Raw genomic sequence first — 19,462 nt, 5'->3', positions numbered from 1 at the left:
CATGAGCGGGCCGCAGATCATCACGCTCGGCTGCCGCCTCAACATCGCGGAGAGCGAGGCGATCCGCGAGATGGCGGGCGGGCAGGACGATCTGGTCGTGGTCAATAGCTGCGCCGTGACCTCCGAAGCCGTGCGCCAGACGCGCCAGGCCATCCGCCGCGCCCGGCGCGAACGGCCCGGCGCCCGCATCCTCGTCACCGGCTGCGCCGCGCAGACGGAGCCCGGCAGCTTCGCCGCCATGGCCGAAGTCGATGCGGTGATCGGCAATCGGGAGAAGATGGCGGCGGCGTCCTACGCCACATCCGTTCGTGTCGAGCGAAGTCGAGACACGGATGCGCAAGCGCTTCTCGACTTCGCTCGAAGCGAACGGAGCGAGGGAAAGGTCCGCGTCTCCGACATCATGGCCGTGCGCGAAACCGCGCCGCATATGGCCAGCGCCTTCGCCGAACATGCCCGCGCCTTTCTGGAGGTGCAGAATGGCTGCGATCACCGCTGCACCTTCTGCATCATTCCCTATGGCAGGGGGAACAGCCGCTCCGTCCCCGCGGGCGCGGTGATCGGCAAGGCGCGCGAGCTGGTCGACGCTGGCTACAAGGAAATCGTGCTGACCGGCGTGGACGTCACCAGCTACGGCCCCGACCTTCCCGGATCGCCCTCCCTCGGCCTGCTGGTCGAGCGTATCCTGAAAGCCGTGCCGGACCTCCCTCGCCTGCGCCTTTCCTCGATCGACAGCGTGGAGATTGATGAGCGATTGTTCGACCTCATCGCCCATGAGCCGCGCATGATGCCGCACCTCCACCTTTCACTCCAGGCGGGCGACGACATGATCCTCAAGCGCATGAAGCGGCGGCATGGCCGCGCCGACGCCATCCGCATCGTGGAACGGCTCAAGGCCGCCCGCCCGGCCATCAGCATCGGCGCGGACATCATCGCCGGTTTCCCGACCGAGGACGAGGCGATGTTCGAAAACAGCCTGAAGCTGGTAGAGCAATGCGCCATCGTCCACGGCCATATCTTCCCCTACTCCCCACGCGCAGGCACGCCCGCTGCCCGCATGCCGCAGGTCGATCGGGCCACGATAAAGGCGCGCGCCGCCCGCCTTCGCGCGGCCTGCGAGCGGCAGCGGCAGGCCTGGCTCCAAGGCCTCATCGGCAGCACCCAATCCGTGCTGGTCGAGCGCAATGGCCTCACCGGCCACGCGGAAAATTTCGCTCCGGTGCGCTTCGCCGCGCCCCGGCCCCCCTCCTCCATCGCACACGCCGTCATCACGGGCCTTGAGAATGGCGTTCTGATCGCGCAAGAGGCCAGCAATGACTGAACCCGGCACCAGCTGGCGCGACCGCCTCTTCGGCGGCTTGAAGCGCACCTCCGACAAGCTCGGCGAGAATCTCACCGGCCTCTTCACCAAGGCCGCGCTGGACGAACAGACGCTGGACGAAATCGAGGAAGCGCTGATCGTCAGCGACCTTGGCCCCGCCATGGCCGCCCGCGTGCGCGACCGCCTGTCCGAAGGGCGCTACAACCGCGAACTGACCGAGGAATATCTGCGCGAGATCATCGCGGAGGAGATTGAGAAGGTCCTCGCCCCCGTCGCGCGTCCGCTGGAGATCGAGGCCTTTCCCCGGCCCCAGGTGATACTGGTCATCGGCGTCAACGGCTCTGGCAAGACCACCACCATCGCCAAGCTCGCCAACCTGTTCCTTGAGCAGGATTATGGCGTAATGCTGGCCGCGGGCGACACGTTTCGCGCCGCCGCGATCGGCCAGCTCAAGGTCTGGGCGGAGCGCCTTGGCATTCCCATCGTCGCTGGCAAGGAAGGCGGCGATGCCGCGGGCATCGTCTTCGACGCGGTGAAGCAGGCGACCGCCACCGGCATCGACGTGCTGATCGTCGACACGGCGGGCCGCCTCCAGAACAAGACCGAGCTGATGGACGAGCTGTCCAAGATCCGCCGCGTGCTGGGCCGGTTGAACCCCGCCGCGCCGCATGACGTTGTGCTGGTGCTGGACGCCACGACGGGACAGAACGCCCTGAGCCAGATTGAGGTGTTCAAGGAATTTGCGCAGGTGACGGGCCTTGTCATGACCAAGCTGGACGGAACCGCGCGCGGAGGCGTGCTGGTGGCGGCGGCGGAAAAATACCGCCTGCCCATCCACGCCATCGGCGTCGGCGAGAAGATCGAGGACCTGCGTCCCTTCGATCCGCGCGACATGGCGCGGGCGATCGCGGGGACGGCCTATGCGCGATAGGCGAGAGAAGCCATGAGAACCTTTCGGGCTGAGCTTGCCGAAGCCCTGCCCTTCCCCTTGAAGAAAAGTGCGGCCCTTCGACAAGCTCAGGGCGAACGGAAGGATCAATAATGGCGCAGGACAAAACCGCACCCAAACCCGCCCATAACGGCAATCTCAGCCTCGCGCTGGATTTCGGCCCCCTGCTCGTCTTCTTCCTGACCTACAAGGGCGCTGGCTGGATCTGGGGCCCCGGCAATCCGATCACCGCGATGAGCCTCAGCACCGCCGCCTTCATGGCCGCGATCGTCATCGCCGTCATCATATCCAAGGTGAAGCTGGGCCGCGTGTCGCCGATGCTGTGGCTGTCGGCGATGCTCGTCCTCTTCTTCGGCGGGCTCACCATTTATTTCCAGGACCAGAGCTTCATCCAGGTGAAGCCGACCATCATCTACAGTTTCTTCGCGCTGATGCTGTTCGGCGGGCTGCTGCGCGGCAAGGCGCTGCTCAAATATCTGTTGCAGGCGGCCTATGACGGGCTGACGGACGAAGGGTGGCGCAAGCTGTCGCGCAACTGGGCCTTCTTCTTCGCGGCCATGGCGGTGGCCAATGAAGCGATGCGCCATTCGATGAGCTTCGACGCGTGGCTGGCAGTCAAGGTCTGGGGCGTCACCATCGTGTCACTGCTGTTCGCCGCCGCCAACATCCCGATGCTGATGCGCCACGGCCTTGCGCTGGGCGACAAGCTCGACAGCGAGGAAATCGGCGAAACCACGCCGCCGCAGGGCTGATCTTCACGCTCCGGCCGTTCGCGCTGCGCCTGTCGAAGGACCTCACTTCTTTGGAGAAAGAAAGAGACTTCGACAGGCGCAGCCCAAACGGATCAAATCCGTCGATCACCCGCCGTTGAAGTTGATCATGCAATAGAGCATCGGCAGCGACAGCAGGGTATTGGTCCGCGAAAAGATCATCGCCGTCGTCGCGGCCTTCGCCTTGGCCGCATCTTCCGCCGGAACGATCCCCAGCGCCTTTTTCTGGTTTGGCCAGATCACGAACCACACGTTGAACGCCATTATCAGCGCCAGCCACATGCCAATGCCAATCAGCACGAAGCCCGGCGTCAGCGTCAGCGCTTCGACCAGATAGGCGCTGCGCCACGCGATGATCAGGCCGGTCAGCACCGTCAGCGCCGCGCCCCAGCGGAAGAAGAACAGGGCCGATGGCGCGATGAACTTCGACACGCCCGGCTTCAACTCCGCCGGAACCTTGGGCATGGTGGGTATCTGGACGAAATTGAAATAATAGAGCAGCCCGATCCACAGCACGCCGAAGAACAGGTGAAGCCAGCGCAGCACCGCCTGCTCTGGAATCGTATTAGCAGGAATCGCGAAAATCACCGCCAGCGCCAGCACCAGCCCGGCGGCAAGCACAAGATGCAGATTGCCGAAGAATTTTGCCATTGATCCATCCCCCATTGTCCGGCCGCTGCTTCCGAGCGGCCTGACCGGCGATTCTATGCCATCGTTACGCTGCTGTCACATGGATATTTCCTCGCCCCCCAATCAAAATATCCTGTTTTCCGCAGCGCGGTAAGACTGCTACGGGACCGGGAGCCTTCCGGCGGCATGTCCGTTATGCCGCCATCCATCCAAGAACCCGAGGAGTTCCGACATGGCTTTTGTTCTGCCTGACCTGCCCTATTCCAAGGACGCCTTTGGCGACATCCTTTCGGCCGAAACCTTCGATTATCACCATGGCAAGCACCACAATGCCTATGTCGTGAAAGCCAACGAACTGATCGCCGCCGATCCCGCCCTCCAGGGCAAATCGCTGGTCGAACTGATCAAGAGCAGCAAGGGCGCGCTGTTCAACCAGGTCGGGCAGATCTGGAACCACACCTTCTACTGGCACTCGCTCTCGCCGGAAAAGAAGCAGCCCTCGGGCCAGCTTCTCGACCTCATCAACGAAGGTTTCGGCTCGGTCGACGCGCTGCTCGACAAGCTGAAGGCGGAAGCGGTCGGCCATTTCGCCAGCGGCTGGGCCGCGCTGATCCTGAAGGACGGCAAGCTGGAAGTGACCAGCTATCATGACGCCGACACGCCGGTCGCGCACGGCCATACGCCGCTGCTGATCCTCGATGTGTGGGAACATGCCTATTATATCGACTATCGCAACCTGCGCCCCAACTATGCCGAACGCCTGCTCAAGGAAGCGATCGACTGGGATTTCGTCGCGCTGAACCTTGACGGCGAAGGCGCGAGCCGGGCCGACCAGCCGGGCTGATGCCTGGACGCACCGTCCGTTGTCCGAAAGGGCTGCGGACGGCGCCGATCCGGCAAATTATGCAGGAAAAACCTGTTGTTAACGGCAGCCGTGTGAAAAGCATGTCCCACAATGCTTGGAAGCGGCCATGGACCTGCACCAGTTACAAAGCCAGCATGACGCGCTCGATATATTGGCGGACGCGTTTCTGCGCCTGATCGCCGACGATCGCGCGCCCCGCACGCTGGGCACCTTGCGCTGGCAATATGCCCGTCAGTTGATGGCCCATCTCGCGCTCGAAGATCAGTTCTTCTATCCCGCCATGCAACGGCAGGCCCATCTGCCGCTACGGGACATGGCGGCGCGGCTGCAAACCGAAATGGCGCCGCTCGCGCAAAGCTTTTCCCACTATATGGCCCGCTGGAGCGATGATCGCATCGCCCGCGAATGGCCGGACTTCTGCCGCGAAAGCCGCCAGATGATCAACGCCATGATCAACCGCATGCGCAAGGAGGAAAAGCTGCTGATGCCGCTGCTCGCCCAGGCGGGGCTGATGCCGCCGCTCAAGCAGGCTGGCTAAGCGCGTCCGGCGCGAGGCCCAGCGCCTGCGCCAGTTCATCCAGATCAGCGCCCGGACGCACCAGCAGCCAGTCGCGCGCCTGCGCTCCATTGACCACCGTCACCGCACCCTTGGGGCAAACGCCCAGGCAGTTCACCTCAACGATCCCGGCCGCCGCCTTGCGCCCTTTCTTGAGCGAAAGATGCCTGCGCAGCGCCTTGGCCAGCCGCTCGCCGCCATCGGGGCCAAAGCCGCCGTCCAGCTTCTTCGAACATTTGCGGCAGACCAGCACTGCCTGCTGCCAGTTCGAACGGACATGATCCTTCAATCAACGGTCTCCCGCGGCTTCCATGTCCGCCTTTCCTCCGCCGACCGCAGCACTTCATAGGCGGCCTGGATCGTCTGGAAGCGCACGGCAGCATCGGCGTCGCCCGGCTTCACATCGGGATGATTTTCCTTCGCCAGCCGCCGCCAGCTTTTCTTCACCGCCTCGAAATCGGCATCGTCCTCAAGGTCCAGCGCTTTGAGCGCATGCAGTTCGTCCCGCGACCGGCTGCCGTCGCCCGGTCCGCCCCAGCCATGATAGGCGCTGCTCTGATAGCCGCCCGCGTCACGCCGCTCCGCGCGTTCGCGCTGCTCCCGTTCTTCCTGGTCCAGGCCCTGAAAATAGTCCCAGTTGCGGTTATACTCGGCCGCATGGTCCGAACAAAAATACCAGCGCTCGCGGCTGTTGGGCGATTTGGGCGCGGGGCAATCGCCGGGCTTGTCACAGCCGTGCCGGTCGCACAGCCGCACCTGCTGCGCTTCACGCGAGGAGCCATATCCCCGCCAGCGTGGAAAACCCCAGTCATTTGATCGGCTGCTTCTTGCCATCGGTCCAAATTAAGTAAGCCGCGAGCAGAACGCCACCCCGGCGGTTGAATTTTGCCCATTTCAATCCTCCCGATCTTGCGATGAGGCGGAATTGATATGTCAGCACCGGAAGCGCAGAACAGCGGCGTTCGCAGCCCGGCATCAGCCAAATGAAGGCGGGTCCTGTGCCAGAGGGCCTGTAAGCCGGGTTCTGTCCACCCCGTCGCCGGGGATGGGCGGCCATTCCTCTAGGGGACGGATTGCTCCGCCCCTCAAGCAACCAACCCGGGCGGTCTCGGCCGAAATCAGCCTAGCAGTCAAGCTGCGCGCCGCCCCTATTCGGTCTTGCTCCCGGTGGGGTTTACCGTGCCGCCTTGCGTTGCCGCAGGCGCGGTGCGCTCTTACCGCACCCTTTCAATTTCGCTGGGCCTAGGCCTTAGCGACCTGCTTTCTGTTGCACTGTCCCTTGGATCACTCCAGCCGGCCGTTAGCCGGCACCGTCATTTCATGGAGCCCGGACTTTCCTCGCCGTGGAAGTTACCCGCCACGCCGCGGCCGCCCGGCCCTCTGGCGAAGGCCGCTATACACGCTCGCCGTGCGCGCGTCATCCCCGCTTATTCATCGCCCCTTGGCTTGGGCAGCAGCAGGGCGAGCAGGATGGCGCGGCATTCGCCGTCGATCACGCCGTCGATCAGTTCGGGCCGGAAGCGCCGCTGGAAGGCGACGACGGCCGCCTGCGGATCGGTGATGTCATAGCCGAACCGCTCCAGCGCCAGCATGAACCCGCCGTCGCTCCAATGCGGGTCCATCAGATTTTTGGTCGGGCGCGGCAAGGCGAGCCGCAGCCGCGCAAGCTGCGCCCAGGGGAACAGTTCGCCGGGGTCCTGCTTGCGCGCGGGGGCGATGTCGCTGTGCCCGACGATATTGCCGCGCGTGATGCCATGGCGCTGCACGATGTCGTAGACCAGCGGGATCAGCGACCCCATCTGCGTTTCCGGGAAGGGGCGATAGCCCCATTCATGTCCCGGATTGACGATCTCTATGCCGATGCTGGCGGAATTGACGTCATCTATGCCGCGCCAGTGTGACCGCCCGGCGTGCCAGGCGCGCTTGCCCTCATCCACCATGCGGATGATCTGTCCGTCCTCGGTGACCAGATAATGGGCGGAAACCCTGGACTCCGGGCTGGCGAGCCAGTTTATCGCGCTCGCCGCATCGGGCATCCCCGTATAATGCAGCACCAGCATGGAAATGGGCAGGCTGCGCTCATCGAAATTGGGCGATGGGGTGTCGATCATCGGAATGTCGGTCATCGCCAGAAGCCTGTCACCACCCGTGTCTTCCCCGTCTCCGCGCCCGTCATGCCGCCGCGATGCAGGCCGACAATGGCCCAGACCAGTGGGACGATCAAGCGGCCCCAGCTTCGCACATGCGAAAAGACCGGAGCGGCGCCGGGCGTTCAGACCGCCCAGCGCGACCGCTTTTCCTCCAGAACCGCTTCGGACGGCTTGCGCCCATAGCCGCCGCGAAATTCGGGATGGGGCGCGAAATCCTCGCTGTGGCCGATCACCGTCTCCCCCGCGCCCAGCAGCAGGACGGACCCGGCATGGCTGTGCCGGGCGAGCAGGCGCAGCACCTCCTGCCGCTTTTCCGGGGTGAAATAGAGCAGCACATTGCGGCAAAGCAGAAGGTCATAGTGGCCGGACGGCGCCTGCGGATGGAACAGATTGTCGGTACGGAATTCGATCATCCGCCGCAATTCGGGGCTGGCATGCCATTCGTCGCCCACCGGCTCGAACCATTTGATGAGGTCGCCCACCGCCAGGCCGCGCTGCACGTCCATTTGCGTGAACACGCCCGATCGCGCCTGGTCGATCGCGGCCGTCGACACGTCGGTCGCCAATATCTCGATCCGCCACCCGCGCCAGCTGGCGATGTCGTTGCGCAGCTGGATGGCGAGCGAATAGGCCTCCTGCCCGGTCGAGCAGCCCGCGCTCCAGACCCGCAGCACCCGGTCCTTCCGGGTCGCGTGAAAGGACGGCAGGATCTGCCGGTTGAGCATGTCGAAAATCTGAAGGTCGCGGAAAAAGCTGCTTTCATTGTTCAGCAGCGCGTTGATCACCGCTTCTTCCAGCTTGCCGTCGCGATGGGCGATCAGCTTCGCCGCCAGTTCGTCCATATCGGCGACGCCATTGGCGCGCATCACCGGCTTTAGCGCCGTTTCCATGCGCCACGCCCGGTTTTCGGACAATATCTGTCCGGTGCGCGAAGCGAGCAGGGCGGAAAAGATGCGGACGCCCCCTTGCGGGGATGGTTCAGCCGATAGCGTCAATGTGTCAACCCTTTGCTCTTTCCGCGCCGTGCGACGAAATCCATGATCGCCCTTGGTTCCAGCAGCGCGCAGCTCAGCCCCGCGCTCGCGACGGAACCGGGCATGCCCCAGACGACGCTGCTCGCTTCATTCTGCGCGACGATCCATCCCCCGGCGGCGACGATGTCGCGCGCGCCCACCGTGCCGTCCCGGCCCATGCCGGTCAGGACGACGCCCGCAGCGCCCGCGCCATAGACGTCCGCCATGCTGGCGAACATGGGATCGACGCCGGGCAGGTTGCCCGCTGACGTCCGTTCCCGGTTCAACCCCACCATGACCCTGCCGTGCAGCCCGCGCCGCACCTGCAAATTGGCGTCGCCGGGCGCCACATAGATGATGTCCGGCGCAACGATCTCGCCCTGTTCGGCCGTCTTGACGCGCAGCGGCGTCATCCGCGCAAGCTGCTGCGTGAAATAGGATGTGAAGCTGGCGGGCAGATGCTGCGTCAGCAGGACCGGCACGCCCAGCGGCGCGGACATGCCCGCGAACAGCTGGCTGAGCGCATGGATGCCCCCCGTCGACGCGCCGATGCCCAGGCAGGCGATCGGCGCCTTGGCCTTCTGGCGCGTCACCGGCACCCGCACGGCCTTCCCCGCGGACAAGGGCGCGTCGCCAGCCGCCAGGCGGGTCAGCCGTTCGATCAGCATCTGCGGGAAATATTCGCCATAGCTGCCGCTGCCCGGCTTGGCGCAGATGTCGCTCGCGCCCAGCGCCAGCGCCTCGACCGCGGCCTCGCTTCCTTCGTCGCAGTTGCCCGACAGGATCACGACCTTGGCGGCCGGATTGGCGCGCAGGATGGCGGGCAGCGCCGCCAGCCCGCTCTGCCCCGGCAGCTCTATGTCCAGCAGGACGAGATCGACCTGGTGCCCGGCAAGATAGGACAGCGCATGTTCGGCGCTGTTCGTCTTGTGCACGACCTGAAATGCCGGATCGGCGTTCAATATGCGTTCGATCACCGTCCGCACGACCACCGAATCGTCGACCACCATCACGCGGACCGCGCTGGACCCGCTGCTGTTGGCCTTGATCGGCAGGACGACGGACATCAAATGACTTTCAGGCAGGAAGCGATGGAGCGAAGCGGAATCGGCGGCCGTCAGATGACCCCCACGATCGACAGCTTGCTTTCCAGCGTTTCGCGGTCGAACGGTTTCATGACATATTCGTCCGCGCCCGCTTCGACCGCCGCCTTGATATGGCTGATGCCGTTTTCCGTGGTGCAGAAGATGACCTTGGGCCGCGCCGACAGCTTGGCGGTGGGCAGGGCCTGGAGAAATTCCATCCCGCTCATCACCGGCATGTTCCAGTCCAGCAGCACCACGTCAGGCGCCGCCGCCTCGCACTGGTTCAGGGCGTCCTGTCCGTCCACCGCTTCACTGACCGAAAGGTCGAGCGATTCCAATATATGCCGCGCGACTTTCCTGATGACTTTGGAATCATCCACCACAAGACAGTTTTTCATGATTGGCCCTTTGAGAATTTCTGCAACCCGCTGTCCGGCTTAATCGACAAAGGCGAGTAATTGGTAAACGCGGCCTCCATCAGGCCGCCTGGGCGAGAGAGCCCATTTCGACGAAGCTGGCGAGCGAGACGAGCAGATGAGGCTGGCCCTCATGCTCCACGATCGCGCGGGCATAGGGAAGCCATGCCGGGTCAAGCTGCCCCCGCAGCGGCAGGCCCCCGTCCGGCACCTGGCAAATGTCGTGCACCGCATCGACCATCAGGCCGTAGCTGTGGCCGCTGATGTCGGCGATGATGGCGAAGCCGCGCTGCGCGGCGGGCGCCGCCGTCCCCCGGATCAGGGCGGACACGTCGATGATGGTCAGCACCCGGCTGCGCAGGGCGGAAAGGCCCGCGACATGGGCGGCCATGCCCGGCACGGGCGAGATGTCGTTCAGCCGGACCACCGCCTCCACCTCGCCGGTTTCCACCGCCACCCTGGTGCCTGCAAGCGTCGCCAGAAGATAAAGCTGTTCCATGGGTCGCCCTCCTTACCGTCCAGCGCCTGCGATCGCCGCCATCAACGCATCCTGATCATAGCGATAGATGCTGCCGTCCTGCGGCCCTGAGGGCCGGGGCGAGGCGCGCAGCTGCACCACGCGGCAGCCCAGGATCTCCGCCGCCTTGGCCACGTCCGGCCCGGAACTCAGCACGATGTCGCGCGGATCGACCGGCGCGTCGTCCGGGAGGCCCAGCACAACCTCATGCCCCGCCTGCCGCAGCAACGGCGCCAGTATCTCGCGAGTCCAGCCATCGTCACCATCGGCCAGCACGCATCGGCCGCGCGAAGGCGCGCGCAACGCCTCGCCGGGCAGGGCCGCGAACAGGGCGAAGGGATTGACCACCTCCAGATGCTCGCCGTCGATCACTGACACGCCGCTCAGCACGCCTTGCATCGCCACCATGTCGGGGACGATCGGCATGTCGACGATGTCCAGCACCGCCGCGACGGGATAGCAGGCCTCCTGCGCGCCGTCGCGGATGCGCAGCGCGGACACATGCGGCGTATCGAAACTGTGGACGCCATTGACCACCGGCACCAGACGGCCGTCCAGCCGGACGAAGGCACGCCCGCCGGATCGGCCGAACAGATCTGCGTCGATATCCTCGACCCGTTCGACCAGCGACAATTTGATGAGCCGCCTTTCCCCGGAAAGCTCCTCGAACCGCAGCGCCGGGACCATCTCGGTCGCGGCCTCGCCGGCTTCCTCCTCTTCCGCCTGACGCCTGGCGCAATCGTCGGCGATGTTCGGCAGCTCCGCCGCGTTCGCAAGGCCCGCCGCGTCCAGCAGCAGCATGGGCCTGCCATTGTCGGGCAAGGTCATACCCGCATAGACGCCGCTCGCCATGATCAGCGGAGAGGCGGGACGGATAACCAGTTCCTCATGATTGTCGACCGCCGCCACGCCCATGGCGTAGGGGACGCCCGTCCCCGACCGCACCACCATGATCGTGCGCGGACTGCTCTGGGGCAGCTTTTCCATGCCCAGCACATCCTCCAGGTCGATCATCGAATGACGCACCGACCGGATTGTGGCGATCTTCGCGCCGCCGATTTCGGCGATCCGCAGCATCTCGTTATTGTCGTGCAATATCTCGACCACGGCCGCGCGCGGCATGGCGAAGTGCAGCCCGCCCGCCCGGACGATCAGCCCCGGAATGATCGTCAGCGTCAACGGCACGCGCAACATGATGCGCAGCCCCTTGCCGGGTTGATTGTCGAGCGAGATCACCCCGCCGATCCGCTCCACATTGGCGCGGACCACGTCCATGCCCACGCCCCGGCCGGAAATGGCGGTGATCTGCTTCGCCGTCGACAGTCCCGCATGGAAGATGAGGTCCAGCTTTTCCGCTTCGCTCATCCGCGCGGCGGCATCCCTGGTCAGCCTGTCCGCGGCGATGGCCTTTTCGACCAGCTTCTGCGTGTCGATGCCCTGCCCGTCGTCGCTGATCTCGATCACGATCTGGTTGCCCGACTGGCGCGCCTCCAGCTTCAGCGTTCCGGTTTCCGGCTTGCCCAGCGCGCGGCGCTTCTCCGGCGTTTCTATGCCATGGTCAATGCTGTTGCGGACGATGTGGGTCAGCGGATCGACCACCATCTCCACCATCTCGCGGTCCATTTCGACGTCGCCGCCTTCCAGCACCAGATCGATGCGCTTGCCCAGTTCCCGGCCCAGGTCGCGGACCATGCGCGGGATCGCCGTGAACAGGCGGTCGACGCGCTGCATCCGCGTCTTGGAAATGGCGTCGCGCATGTCGGCGACGCAGGTGGACAGCCGTTCGAACGCGCTTTCCAGTTCGGGATCGCCGGACCGTTCGCGCAACTGGCGCGACAGTTCGTTGCGCGCCAGCACCATGTCCGACACGCCGTTCATCAGCTGGTCGATCAGCGACAGCGGCAGGCGGATGGTCCGGGGCACCGCCTGAGCGCCGCCCTGCCGCACCGGCTGTCCCGCAACCGGCGACGCTGCCGGTCCCTCTTCGGGGGCGCTGCCCTTGTCGTCCCGCGCGGACAGCGCGCCGATCAGCAGGTCGTCATTCTCGTCCGGCAGCGCCGCGCCGACGGCCACCGCCTCGGCCAGTTCGGCGATCCGGTCCATGATGCCCAGCACCGCGCTGACCGTCGCGGGATCGGCGCTGCGATTGCCGCTGCGGATTTCCGACAGCACATCCTCGGCGGCGTGGCTCAGCCTTTCGAAACGCGGCAGGTTCAGGAAGCCGCAGCTACCCTTGACCGTGTGGAAGAAGCGGAAAATGGCGTCCAGCCGGTCGCGGTCGCCCGGATCGGCTTCCCAGGCGACGACTTCGCCTGCCAGCGCCTCCAGCGTTTCCTGCGTTTCGGCTATGAATTCCTGAAGTAGATCGTCCATTCCCCACGCCTCACGGATACGCGCCGCGGCACAATGGGGATTGCGTGGTTAAATCGCCGTTAAAGACGTTGGAGCGCGCATGAAAAAGGACGCCGCAGCATTGGCCGCGGCGCCCTTCGGCTCGCTATGGGAGCGAAAACTTAGTGGTTTTCCGACTTTTCGACCGCGTCAGCGGCATGTTCGCCAGCGTCGCGGGTCGCATCGGCCTTGTTCTCCAGGGCGTCAGCAGCATTTTCAGCGGCGTTTTCAGCATTGCCGGACAGGTTGTCGGCCATCGCTTCCATGTTGGCGGCTTGGTTGTCGAGTGCGTCCGCCTGATTCTCGTAAGCGTTCTCGACCTTGTTTTCCTGCTTGGAATCGCACGCAGCGAGCGCGACCAAGCTGGCAAGGCCAAGGACTGAGACGATGGTTTTCACGGCGTTTTCTCCTGTTATGCCCCCCTGGGGCTGACGTCATTCGGCACGGGTCAGGGCCGCGCGATGCGACCCGAACCCTGACGGCGATCAACTGGTCGCGCGCATGTTGGTTCCCGTCGCACACTCCTTTCGTCGCAGAAACGAAATTATTTTTTCAGGGAATCCCTGATCTCGCGCAGCAGCATGATGTCTTCGGGCGTGGCGGCGGGCTCGCCGGAAGGCTTGGGCATCAGCCGGTTCACCGCCTTCACCAGCAGGAAGATGATGAAGGCCAGGATCAGGAAATTGACCAGCACCGTCAGGAATTCGCCCCATCCCAGCATGGCGACGCCAGCGCCTTTCAGGTCGGCATAGCTTTCGGGATTGCCCTTGAACCCGGCGGGAATCTCCCCCAGCCGGATGAAATAGCGCGAAAAATCCGCCCCGCCGAACAGATAGCCCACCACCGGCATGATCAGGTCGTCCGTCAGCGACTTGGTGATGGTGGCGAACGCCCCGCCGATGATGACGCCGACGGCCAGGTCGATCACATTGCCGCGGTTGATGAAAGCCTTGAACTCGGAGACCAGTCCCATAGCGAAGCCTTTGTCCTGATTGCGATCGACGCAGAATGGGCCGTTGCGCGCGGCTCGACAACCACCTATTTCCGGGAGCGCAACAAAAGCTGAGGTTGTTACATGACGATCCTGCGCCGGATTTCCTTCCTCCTCCTGTCCTTCATGGGCGCGCTCGCCCTGTCCGCATGCGGCATCAACAGCGTGCCAACGGCGGAAGAAGCCGCAAAGGCCAAATGGGCCGACGTGCAGGCGCAATATCAGCGCCGCGCCAACCTGATCGGCAATCTGGTCGCCACGGTGAAGGCGGCGGGCAAGCAGGAACAGGACACGCTGGTCCGGGTGACCGAAGCCCGCGCCAGGGCGACCTCCGTCCAGGTCAGCGCCGAGGACCTGTCCGATCCCGCCAAGGTCCAGCAGTTCCAGCAGGCGCAGGCGCAGCTTTCGCAGGGCCTGGGGCGGCTGCTGGCATCGGTGGAGGCCTATCCCGACCTCAAGACCAACCAGAATTTCCTCGACCTCCAGTCGCAGCTGGAAGGGACGGAAAACCGCATCGCCGTCGCCATCCGCGACTATAATGAGGCCGTGCGCGCCTATAATACCCGCATCCGCACCTTCCCCGACGCGATCGGCGCGAAGCTGATCCACGGCGCAAAGCCGATGACGCCGTTCCAGGCGACGACGCCGGGCGCGGAAGAAGCGCCGAAGGTCGATTTCGGCAACTGACCGCGCCATGATCCGCCGCCTGCTCCTTTTCCTGCTGCTGCTGGCGGCGATCGCCCCAGCGGCGCAGGGACAGACCTTTCCCAAGCTGACGGGCCGGGTCGTCGATGACGCTGGCCTGCTATCCCCGCAGCAGGAACAGGGCCTGACGGACAAGCTGGCGGGGCTGGAGCGGCAAAGCGGACGGCAGCTGGTCGTCGCCACCCTGCCGAGCCTTCAGGACTATGACATAGCCGATTATGGCTATCGCCTGCTGCGCCACTGGGGCATCGGCAGCAAGGAACGCAATGACGGCGCGCTGCTGATCGTCGCGCCCAATGAACGCAAGGTCAGGATAGAGGTCGGCTACGGGCTGGAAGGCATATTGACCGACGCCCTCTCGTCCCAGATCATCCGCAACAATGTGACGCCGCGCTTCCGCGCCGGGGACATGGCGGGCGGCATAGAGGCGGGGACCGACGCGCTGATCACCCTGCTCAACCTCCCGCCGGAAGAAGCGCGCGCCCGCGCCCTGGCGGCGGAAAGGGAGCAACGCGCGAGCAATAGCGGCGGCAGTCCCGTCATGCTGATCTTCTGGATCGCCATCGCCATTTTCGTGATCGTGCCGATGCTGTTCGGGCGGCGCGGCGGCAGGCGCTATGGCGGCGGGCCGGTGGTCATCTGGGGTCCGGGCCTGGGCGGCGGATGGGGTTCAGGTTCCGGCGGCGGAGGCTGGGGCGGCGGCGGCGATTGGGGCGGCTTTTCCGGCGGAGGCGGCAGCGGCGGGGGCGGCGGCGCCTCCGGGAGCTGGTGATGCACCTGCATCTGAACGAAGCCGATCACAAGCGCGTCAGCGACGCCGTCGCGGAAGCGGAGCGGACCACGGATGGAGAGATCGTCACCATCGTCGCCCGCCGGTCCGACGCCTATCATGATGCGGGCCTGCATTGGGCCATCGGCGCGGTGTTTCTCGCCCTCTCCGTCATAGCGGCTTTCCCGGCGCATTTCCGCGCCTTCTGCGCCTCGCTGCTCCACAACTGGGAGCATGAGGTCGAGGATTGGAAGCTGCTGACGGTCCTGCTGGCGCTGCTGGTCGCGAAATTCCTGATCGTCCGCTACGCCCTGGCCTGGACGCCGCTGCGCATGGCGCTCACCCCCGCCTCCACCAAGGCGCGGCGGGTGCGGCGGCGGGCGATCACCCTGTTCCGGGCCGTCGCGCAGGGGCGCACGCGCGGGCGCACGGGCGTGCTCATCTACCTGTCGCTGGACGAGCATCGCGCGGAAATCGTCGCCGACGCCTCCATCAACGAAAAGGTCACGCCGGATGTGTGGGGCGACGCCATGGCCGCCCTGATCGAAGCGGCACGCGACGGCCGCACCGCCGACGGCATGATAGAGGCGGTGCGACAGGTCGGCGCGATCCTCAGCCGCCATTTCCCGCATCTTGACGACAATCCCAACGAACTGCCCGACAGGTTGATCGAACTATGAGTGAACAGGATATGGCCGCCGGTGAAGAGGTCATGTGGGCAGGCCGCTTCATCAGCGCCAAGCGGCGCGGGCGCTGGGAATATGTTGGCCGCGCGCGCGGCATCCGCGCCGCCGCGATCCTGGCGATCGATGAGGATGCCGATGGCCGCCGCCATGTCCTGCTGGTCGATCAGTTCCGCGTGCCGCTCGGCCGCCGCTGCGTCGAGCTGCCCGCTGGCCTCGTCGGCGACGAGGAGGAAGGCGAGGACGCGGCGATCGCGGCCGCCCGTGAATTGGAGGAGGAGACCGGCTACCGCCCCGATCGCGTCGAACTGGCGGGTGAATTTTGCAGCTCCCCCGGCATGGTGTCGGAAAGCTTCTTCCTCTACCGCGCGCATGGCCTGCAAAAGACCGGCGAGGGCGGCGGCGTCGGCGGTGAGGATATCTGCGTCCACCGCGTCCCCCTCGATGAACTGGACCAGCATGTCGCCGCATGGCGGCGCGACGGCTTCGCCCTCGACGTCAAGCTGCTCCTGCTGCTGGGCGGAGCGATCATGGCTTGAGGAGTTGGAGGGGGCCATCTCTCCCCCCTCCGGTCCTCCTGAGTAGCCACTGAGCGAAGTCGAAAGGCGTATCGAAGGATCAGCGCTCGAAGGATGCTCGATACGGGACTTCGGCAGGCTCAGCCCCTGCTCAGCACGAACGGCTCATATCAAGGCCGATCCTCTACATCACCCCACCCGATACCAATCCGCCACCCGGTCGAGCGCGAGCGTCAGCACCAGCTTGCCAGCCCGGCTTGGCCAGCCCAAGGCGCGCTCCGCCGCCACCAGCCCCTCCCCCGCACAGGCCACGCGCCACAATATGTCGCTTAGCCCCGGCCCCGCCGCCGCGATCGCCGCATGGAAGCGGTCCCGCGCCGCCAGTTGCCGCATCGTGGGATCGGCCGGACGCCCCGCGCCCCTGCGCCCGCCCTGCGGCGGCGCAGCGTCCCAGCGCATCGTGACCTGCGCGGCCATGCCCGCTTTCTCCCAATCGGCGCGCAGCAATTCGCCCGCACGATAATGCCGCTCGCTCAAATGCCCGCGCGCATGCAGCCAGGCGAGCGGCGATTCGCCGATATTCACCACGACGCGCTGCTCCCGGCCCGCCGGGTCCTCGATCATCTGTTCCACATATTGCATGCCCATCTGCGCCTCCTTGCCTTTAACCGGGCCGGGGGCTTGCCACGGCGGCACTATTGTAGGAAAGAACAAAAACCAAATAGGTAAAAACATCAGGAACAGCCATGATCACCCGCATCCGCGAAGTCCGTAAGGCGAAGGGGCTTACCCTTGAACAGGTCGGCGCATTGTGCCAGCCGCCGACCACGGCGCAGACGATCGGCCGCCTGGAAACCGGCACGCGAACCGTATCGGTCAACTGGCTGAACCGCATCGCCAAGGCGCTGGGCGTGGCCTCGTCCGAACTCGTCGCCTTGCCGGGGCAAAGCGCGGTGCCGGTCGCCGCGCTGCTCGGCCCCGAAGGCGCGCGCGCGCCCACCCGGTCGCTCTCCTTCCCGCCGCCCGTCCCCGCCGACGCGATGATCGGGGTTCAGGTATCGGCCAGCATCGGCGATTACCGCAGCGGCGATGAAATCTGGTGCCGCCGCATCGGTCCCGACGAATTTGCCGGCGCGCTGAACCGCGACATGCTGCTGCCCCGCCACGCCGGACGCTTCCTGTTCGGCAGGCTGATCGGCCGTGAAGGCGACCGGCTGCACATCCTGCCGCTGGGCAGCGGCAGCCGCCAGCAGGTCATCACCGATCCGCCCTGGGGCGCGGTGGCGGTGCAGCTCGTGAGACAATTATAGCCAAGAGGCGGCTTCATCCCTTAGTCCTAACTTGCAATTAACCGCGGCATAGTAGGCAGGCGCCATGACTTTGAACGTCCTTACGCTTTCGACCCTGTTCCCGGACATGAGCCGCCCCAATTTCGGCGTCTTCGTGGAACGGCAGGCGCGCGAGCTGGCGAGCAGGCCCGATGTCAAGGTGACAGTCGTCGCGCCGGTCGGCATTCCCATCTGGCCCTTCAGCCTCGCCGGGCGCTATGATCCGCTCCGCTCCCTGCCGCGCAAGGAACGGTGGCAGGACCTGACCGTCTACCGCCCGGTCTTCCGCACGGTGCCCAAGGTCGGCGCACGCATCAATGTCGGCAACATGACCCGCGCCATCCTGCCGCTCGTCCGTCACCTGCACCAGCAGCAGCCATTCGACGTCATCGACGCCAGCTTCTTCTTCCCCGATGGCCCGGTGGCGCAGCGCCTGTCAAAGGCGCTCGGCATCCCCTATTCGGTCAAGGCGCGCGGGGCGGACATCCATTATTGGGGCGCGCGCCGCGACACGCGCAAGATGGTGAAGCGCGCGGCACAGGGCGCGGCCGGGCTGCTCGCCGTGTCCAACGCCATGCGCCGGTCGATGATCAAGATGGGCATGGATGGCGAAAAGATCCGCGTCCATTATACCGGCGTCGACCTCGACCGCTTCGAAATCGCTGACCGGGCAGCGGCCAAGGACGTGCTCGGCTTTGAAGGGCCGGTCGTGCTGTGCGTCGGCGCCCTGATCCCGCGCAAGGGGCAGGAACTGCTGGTGCAGGCGCTCCCCCGCCTGCCCGGCGTGACGCTGCTGTTCGCTGGCCAGGGGCAATATCGCCGGGCGCTTGAAAAGCTGGCGGAGGAACTGGGCGTGGACCGCCGCATCGGCTTCCTCGGTTCCGTGCCGCACGACCGCCTGCCGCGCATCTATGCCGCCGCCGATGTCATGGCCCTGCCATCCTCGTCCGAAGGGCTCGCCAACGCCTGGGTCGAAGCGCTCGCCTGCGGCACGCCGATCGTGATCAGCGACGTGGGCGGCGCACGGGAACTGCTCGACCGCCCCGAAGCGGGCCAGATCGTAGAGCGCGACCCCGAAGCGATCGCGGCCGCCATCGGCGCCCTGCTCTACAACCCGCCCGAACGCGAAGCGGTGCGCGACACCGCCCTGCGCTTCACCTGGACCGCCAACGCCGACACGCTGCTGCACCACCTGCGCGGCATAGCGCGGCAGGCGTAGCGTTGGGCCATGGATTGCGGCTGCCAGCCTCGCTGAACAGTTGCTCTAGTTGAAAAGCAGACGCGCCCTGCCGCTGTCCGTCGGAAAACGCCCCCCGTCAAAAGGAATCTCCCCCCAGCGCCACGGCGTCAGCTCGTCATAGGCAGGGTTGGAAATGGGGCCGTGCCGCCGCAGGTTCAGCAGCCTTCCGCCCTCATTCTGATAAGCGCTCAGCCGCGCATATTCGCGATAGATTTCGGCGGGCCGGTCATAGTGAAAGGCGTCGCCCCATCCCATGGCTTGGCCGACGCGGGTCACGCTCCACCAATCGGGCTTCGCCTCGCCGGGTAAGGAAAAAACCCGCCGCTGCCTGCTGATCAGCCGGTCCGCTCCGGTCAGCGTGCCGTCCTTCTCCGCCCAGACCGGCGAAGGCAGCATGATCACCTGCTGGCCCTTCAATTGAGGCTCCGCCCATGGCGTCGACAAAATGGTGAACGGCACCTGCTCCACCAGCCCATGCAGCGCATGCCCGGCAGGCGGCATGCCGCCCAGCATCCACAGCGCCTTGATCCGCCCCGCGCCGATCGCCTCCGCCAGCGCGCCACCCTCC

General features: G+C 65.5%; 24 protein-coding genes and 1 other RNA gene. 11 read left to right on the top strand and 14 right to left on the bottom strand.

Annotated elements, in window-relative coordinates; genetic code table 11:
- The first annotated feature begins 1 nt into the window (after position 1).
- The 3 genes from mtaB (at position 2) to ispZ (ending at position 3,019) form a co-directional block, all read left to right on the top strand.
- Positions 2 to 1,318, top strand: coding sequence for a tRNA (N(6)-L-threonylcarbamoyladenosine(37)-C(2))-methylthiotransferase MtaB (gene mtaB / locus L288_RS28000; protein WP_021237482.1), 1,317 nt, complete (start codon positions 2 to 4; stop codon positions 1,316 to 1,318).
- Positions 1,311 to 2,249 (top strand): signal recognition particle-docking protein FtsY, encoded by a 939-nt coding sequence (gene ftsY / locus L288_RS27995; protein ID WP_021237481.1) that lies wholly within the window; start codon positions 1,311 to 1,313, stop codon positions 2,247 to 2,249. Before mtaB ends, ftsY begins: the two co-directional genes overlap by 8 nt.
- A 110-nt stretch (positions 2,250 to 2,359) precedes the next feature.
- Positions 2,360 to 3,019, top strand: a complete 660-nt coding sequence (ispZ, locus tag L288_RS27990) for a septation protein IspZ (protein WP_021237480.1) — start codon at positions 2,360 to 2,362, stop codon at positions 3,017 to 3,019.
- Between the two features lie 105 nt (positions 3,020 to 3,124).
- Here ispZ and L288_RS27985 read toward each other — a convergent pair whose 3' ends face one another.
- On the bottom strand, positions 3,125 to 3,688 hold the full coding sequence (locus L288_RS27985; RefSeq protein WP_021237479.1) for a urate hydroxylase PuuD: 564 nt from the start codon (positions 3,686 to 3,688) through the stop codon (positions 3,125 to 3,127).
- 211 nt (positions 3,689 to 3,899) lie between these two features.
- On the opposite strand from L288_RS27985, the gene L288_RS27980 reads away from it, so the two are divergent.
- Entirely contained in the window at positions 3,900 to 4,511 is a 612-nt protein-coding gene (locus tag L288_RS27980) for a superoxide dismutase (protein WP_021237478.1), read from the top strand.
- Positions 4,512 to 4,638: 127 nt separating this feature from the next.
- The gene (locus L288_RS27975) at positions 4,639 to 5,070 is read left to right on the top strand and encodes a hemerythrin domain-containing protein (RefSeq protein WP_031304065.1); all 432 of its coding nucleotides are present in this window, start codon (positions 4,639 to 4,641) and stop codon (positions 5,068 to 5,070) included.
- Here L288_RS27975 and L288_RS27970 read toward each other — a convergent pair.
- The 11 genes from L288_RS27970 to mscL form a co-directional block, all read right to left on the bottom strand.
- Positions 5,054 to 5,377, bottom strand: coding sequence for an NADH-quinone oxidoreductase subunit NuoE family protein (locus tag L288_RS27970; RefSeq protein WP_021237476.1), 324 nt, complete (start codon positions 5,375 to 5,377; stop codon positions 5,054 to 5,056). The genes L288_RS27975 and L288_RS27970 overlap by 17 nt on opposite strands.
- Positions 5,374 to 5,922 (bottom strand): J domain-containing protein, encoded by a 549-nt coding sequence (locus tag L288_RS27965; RefSeq protein ID WP_030538989.1) that lies wholly within the window; start codon positions 5,920 to 5,922, stop codon positions 5,374 to 5,376. Before L288_RS27965 ends, L288_RS27970 begins: the two co-directional genes overlap by 4 nt.
- A 163-nt stretch (positions 5,923 to 6,085) precedes the next feature.
- Positions 6,086 to 6,472, bottom strand: an RNA gene (rnpB, locus tag L288_RS41920) — RNase P RNA component class A.
- Between the two features lie 43 nt (positions 6,473 to 6,515).
- Positions 6,516 to 7,214: an N-acetylmuramoyl-L-alanine amidase gene (locus tag L288_RS27960; protein WP_021237473.1), complete on the bottom strand. Its 699-nt coding sequence runs from the start codon at positions 7,212 to 7,214 to the stop codon at positions 6,516 to 6,518.
- Positions 7,215 to 7,360: 146 nt separating this feature from the next.
- Positions 7,361 to 8,233: a CheR family methyltransferase gene (locus L288_RS27955; RefSeq protein ID WP_021237472.1), complete on the bottom strand. Its 873-nt coding sequence runs from the start codon at positions 8,231 to 8,233 to the stop codon at positions 7,361 to 7,363.
- Entirely contained in the window at positions 8,230 to 9,318 is a 1,089-nt protein-coding gene (locus L288_RS27950; RefSeq protein ID WP_021237471.1) for a chemotaxis protein CheB, read from the bottom strand. The genes L288_RS27955 and L288_RS27950 overlap by 4 nt, the downstream gene beginning before the upstream one ends.
- A gap of 50 nt (positions 9,319 to 9,368) precedes the next feature.
- The gene (locus L288_RS27945; protein WP_021237470.1) at positions 9,369 to 9,734 is read right to left on the bottom strand and encodes a response regulator; all 366 of its coding nucleotides are present in this window, start codon (positions 9,732 to 9,734) and stop codon (positions 9,369 to 9,371) included.
- Between the two features lie 79 nt (positions 9,735 to 9,813).
- Positions 9,814 to 10,251, bottom strand: coding sequence for a chemotaxis protein CheW (locus L288_RS27940; RefSeq protein WP_021237469.1), 438 nt, complete (start codon positions 10,249 to 10,251; stop codon positions 9,814 to 9,816).
- A gap of 12 nt (positions 10,252 to 10,263) precedes the next feature.
- On the bottom strand, positions 10,264 to 12,642 hold the full coding sequence (locus L288_RS27935; protein ID WP_021237468.1) for a chemotaxis protein CheA: 2,379 nt from the start codon (positions 12,640 to 12,642) through the stop codon (positions 10,264 to 10,266).
- A gap of 140 nt (positions 12,643 to 12,782) precedes the next feature.
- Positions 12,783 to 13,058 carry a hypothetical protein gene (locus L288_RS27930; RefSeq protein ID WP_021237467.1) on the bottom strand — a complete coding sequence of 92 codons (276 nt, stop codon included), beginning with the start codon at positions 13,056 to 13,058 and terminating at the stop codon, positions 12,783 to 12,785.
- Positions 13,059 to 13,204: 146 nt separating this feature from the next.
- A complete protein-coding gene (mscL, locus tag L288_RS27925) occupies positions 13,205 to 13,633 on the bottom strand; it encodes a large conductance mechanosensitive channel protein MscL (protein WP_021237466.1) in 429 nt (142 codons plus the stop codon).
- Between the two features lie 102 nt (positions 13,634 to 13,735).
- On the opposite strand from mscL, the gene L288_RS27920 reads away from it, so the two are divergent.
- The 4 genes from L288_RS27920 to L288_RS27905 are packed head-to-tail and all read left to right on the top strand — an operon-like array spanning position 13,736 to position 16,347.
- Complete coding sequence (locus L288_RS27920) at positions 13,736 to 14,338, top strand: LemA family protein (RefSeq protein ID WP_021237465.1); 603 nt, start codon at positions 13,736 to 13,738, stop codon at positions 14,336 to 14,338.
- Between the two features lie 7 nt (positions 14,339 to 14,345).
- Complete coding sequence (locus L288_RS27915) at positions 14,346 to 15,128, top strand: TPM domain-containing protein (protein ID WP_021237464.1); 783 nt, start codon at positions 14,346 to 14,348, stop codon at positions 15,126 to 15,128.
- On the top strand, positions 15,128 to 15,805 hold the full coding sequence (locus tag L288_RS27910) for a TPM domain-containing protein (RefSeq protein WP_021237463.1): 678 nt from the start codon (positions 15,128 to 15,130) through the stop codon (positions 15,803 to 15,805). The genes L288_RS27915 and L288_RS27910 overlap by 1 nt, the downstream gene beginning before the upstream one ends.
- Entirely contained in the window at positions 15,802 to 16,347 is a 546-nt protein-coding gene (locus L288_RS27905; RefSeq protein WP_031304063.1) for an NUDIX hydrolase, read from the top strand. The genes L288_RS27910 and L288_RS27905 overlap by 4 nt, the downstream gene beginning before the upstream one ends.
- Positions 16,348 to 16,515: 168 nt before the next feature.
- Here L288_RS27905 and L288_RS27900 read toward each other — a convergent pair whose 3' ends face one another.
- The gene (locus L288_RS27900; RefSeq protein WP_021237461.1) at positions 16,516 to 16,974 is read right to left on the bottom strand and encodes a DUF6456 domain-containing protein; all 459 of its coding nucleotides are present in this window, start codon (positions 16,972 to 16,974) and stop codon (positions 16,516 to 16,518) included.
- Positions 16,975 to 17,072: 98 nt separating this feature from the next.
- Between L288_RS27900 and L288_RS27895 the strand changes: the two genes are divergently transcribed.
- Together L288_RS27895 and L288_RS27890 are read left to right on the top strand one after the other, a co-directional pair.
- Positions 17,073 to 17,636, top strand: coding sequence for a helix-turn-helix domain-containing protein (locus L288_RS27895; protein WP_021237460.1), 564 nt, complete (start codon positions 17,073 to 17,075; stop codon positions 17,634 to 17,636).
- Positions 17,637 to 17,700: 64 nt separating this feature from the next.
- Complete coding sequence (locus L288_RS27890; RefSeq protein WP_021237459.1) at positions 17,701 to 18,873, top strand: glycosyltransferase; 1,173 nt, start codon at positions 17,701 to 17,703, stop codon at positions 18,871 to 18,873.
- Positions 18,874 to 18,918: 45 nt separating this feature from the next.
- On the opposite strand, the gene L288_RS27885 is transcribed toward L288_RS27890, so the two are convergent.
- Positions 18,919 to 19,462: molybdopterin-dependent oxidoreductase (locus L288_RS27885; protein ID WP_021237458.1), on the bottom strand; the 544-nt coding region annotated here is incomplete at its 5' end.

This window comes from Sphingobium quisquiliarum P25 (assembly GCF_000445065.1).
Lineage (GTDB): Bacteria > Pseudomonadota > Alphaproteobacteria > Sphingomonadales > Sphingomonadaceae > Sphingobium > Sphingobium quisquiliarum.
This window is presented reverse-complemented; position numbering and strand designations above follow the sequence as displayed.

Excerpts from the sequence above, each read along its gene's own strand:
- L288_RS27965 (WP_030538989.1), bottom strand. The coding sequence starts at position 5,922 with ATGGCAAGAAGCAGCCGATCAAATGACTGGGGTTTTCCACGCTGGCGG.
- L288_RS27890 (WP_021237459.1), top strand. The coding sequence starts at position 17,701 with ATGACTTTGAACGTCCTTACGCTTTCGACCCTGTTCCCGGACATGAGC.
- L288_RS27935 (WP_021237468.1), bottom strand. The coding sequence starts at position 12,642 with ATGGACGATCTACTTCAGGAATTCATAGCCGAAACGCAGGAAACGCTG.
- mtaB (WP_021237482.1), top strand. The coding sequence starts at position 2 with ATGAGCGGGCCGCAGATCATCACGCTCGGCTGCCGCCTCAACATCGCG.
- L288_RS27975 (WP_031304065.1), top strand. The coding sequence starts at position 4,639 with ATGGACCTGCACCAGTTACAAAGCCAGCATGACGCGCTCGATATATTG.
- L288_RS27900 (WP_021237461.1), bottom strand. The coding sequence starts at position 16,974 with ATGGGCATGCAATATGTGGAACAGATGATCGAGGACCCGGCGGGCCGG.
- ispZ (WP_021237480.1), top strand. The coding sequence starts at position 2,360 with ATGGCGCAGGACAAAACCGCACCCAAACCCGCCCATAACGGCAATCTC.
- ftsY (WP_021237481.1), top strand. The coding sequence starts at position 1,311 with ATGACTGAACCCGGCACCAGCTGGCGCGACCGCCTCTTCGGCGGCTTG.
- L288_RS27945 (WP_021237470.1), bottom strand. The coding sequence starts at position 9,734 with ATGAAAAACTGTCTTGTGGTGGATGATTCCAAAGTCATCAGGAAAGTC.
- L288_RS27960 (WP_021237473.1), bottom strand. The coding sequence starts at position 7,214 with ATGACCGACATTCCGATGATCGACACCCCATCGCCCAATTTCGATGAG.
- L288_RS27895 (WP_021237460.1), top strand. The coding sequence starts at position 17,073 with ATGATCACCCGCATCCGCGAAGTCCGTAAGGCGAAGGGGCTTACCCTT.
- mscL (WP_021237466.1), bottom strand. The coding sequence starts at position 13,633 with ATGGGACTGGTCTCCGAGTTCAAGGCTTTCATCAACCGCGGCAATGTG.
- L288_RS27910 (WP_021237463.1), top strand. The coding sequence starts at position 15,128 with ATGCACCTGCATCTGAACGAAGCCGATCACAAGCGCGTCAGCGACGCC.
- L288_RS27950 (WP_021237471.1), bottom strand. The coding sequence starts at position 9,318 with ATGTCCGTCGTCCTGCCGATCAAGGCCAACAGCAGCGGGTCCAGCGCG.
- L288_RS27985 (WP_021237479.1), bottom strand. The coding sequence starts at position 3,688 with ATGGCAAAATTCTTCGGCAATCTGCATCTTGTGCTTGCCGCCGGGCTG.
- L288_RS27920 (WP_021237465.1), top strand. The coding sequence starts at position 13,736 with ATGACGATCCTGCGCCGGATTTCCTTCCTCCTCCTGTCCTTCATGGGC.
- L288_RS27980 (WP_021237478.1), top strand. The coding sequence starts at position 3,900 with ATGGCTTTTGTTCTGCCTGACCTGCCCTATTCCAAGGACGCCTTTGGC.
- L288_RS27940 (WP_021237469.1), bottom strand. The coding sequence starts at position 10,251 with ATGGAACAGCTTTATCTTCTGGCGACGCTTGCAGGCACCAGGGTGGCG.
- L288_RS27915 (WP_021237464.1), top strand. The coding sequence starts at position 14,346 with ATGATCCGCCGCCTGCTCCTTTTCCTGCTGCTGCTGGCGGCGATCGCC.
- L288_RS27905 (WP_031304063.1), top strand. The coding sequence starts at position 15,802 with ATGAGTGAACAGGATATGGCCGCCGGTGAAGAGGTCATGTGGGCAGGC.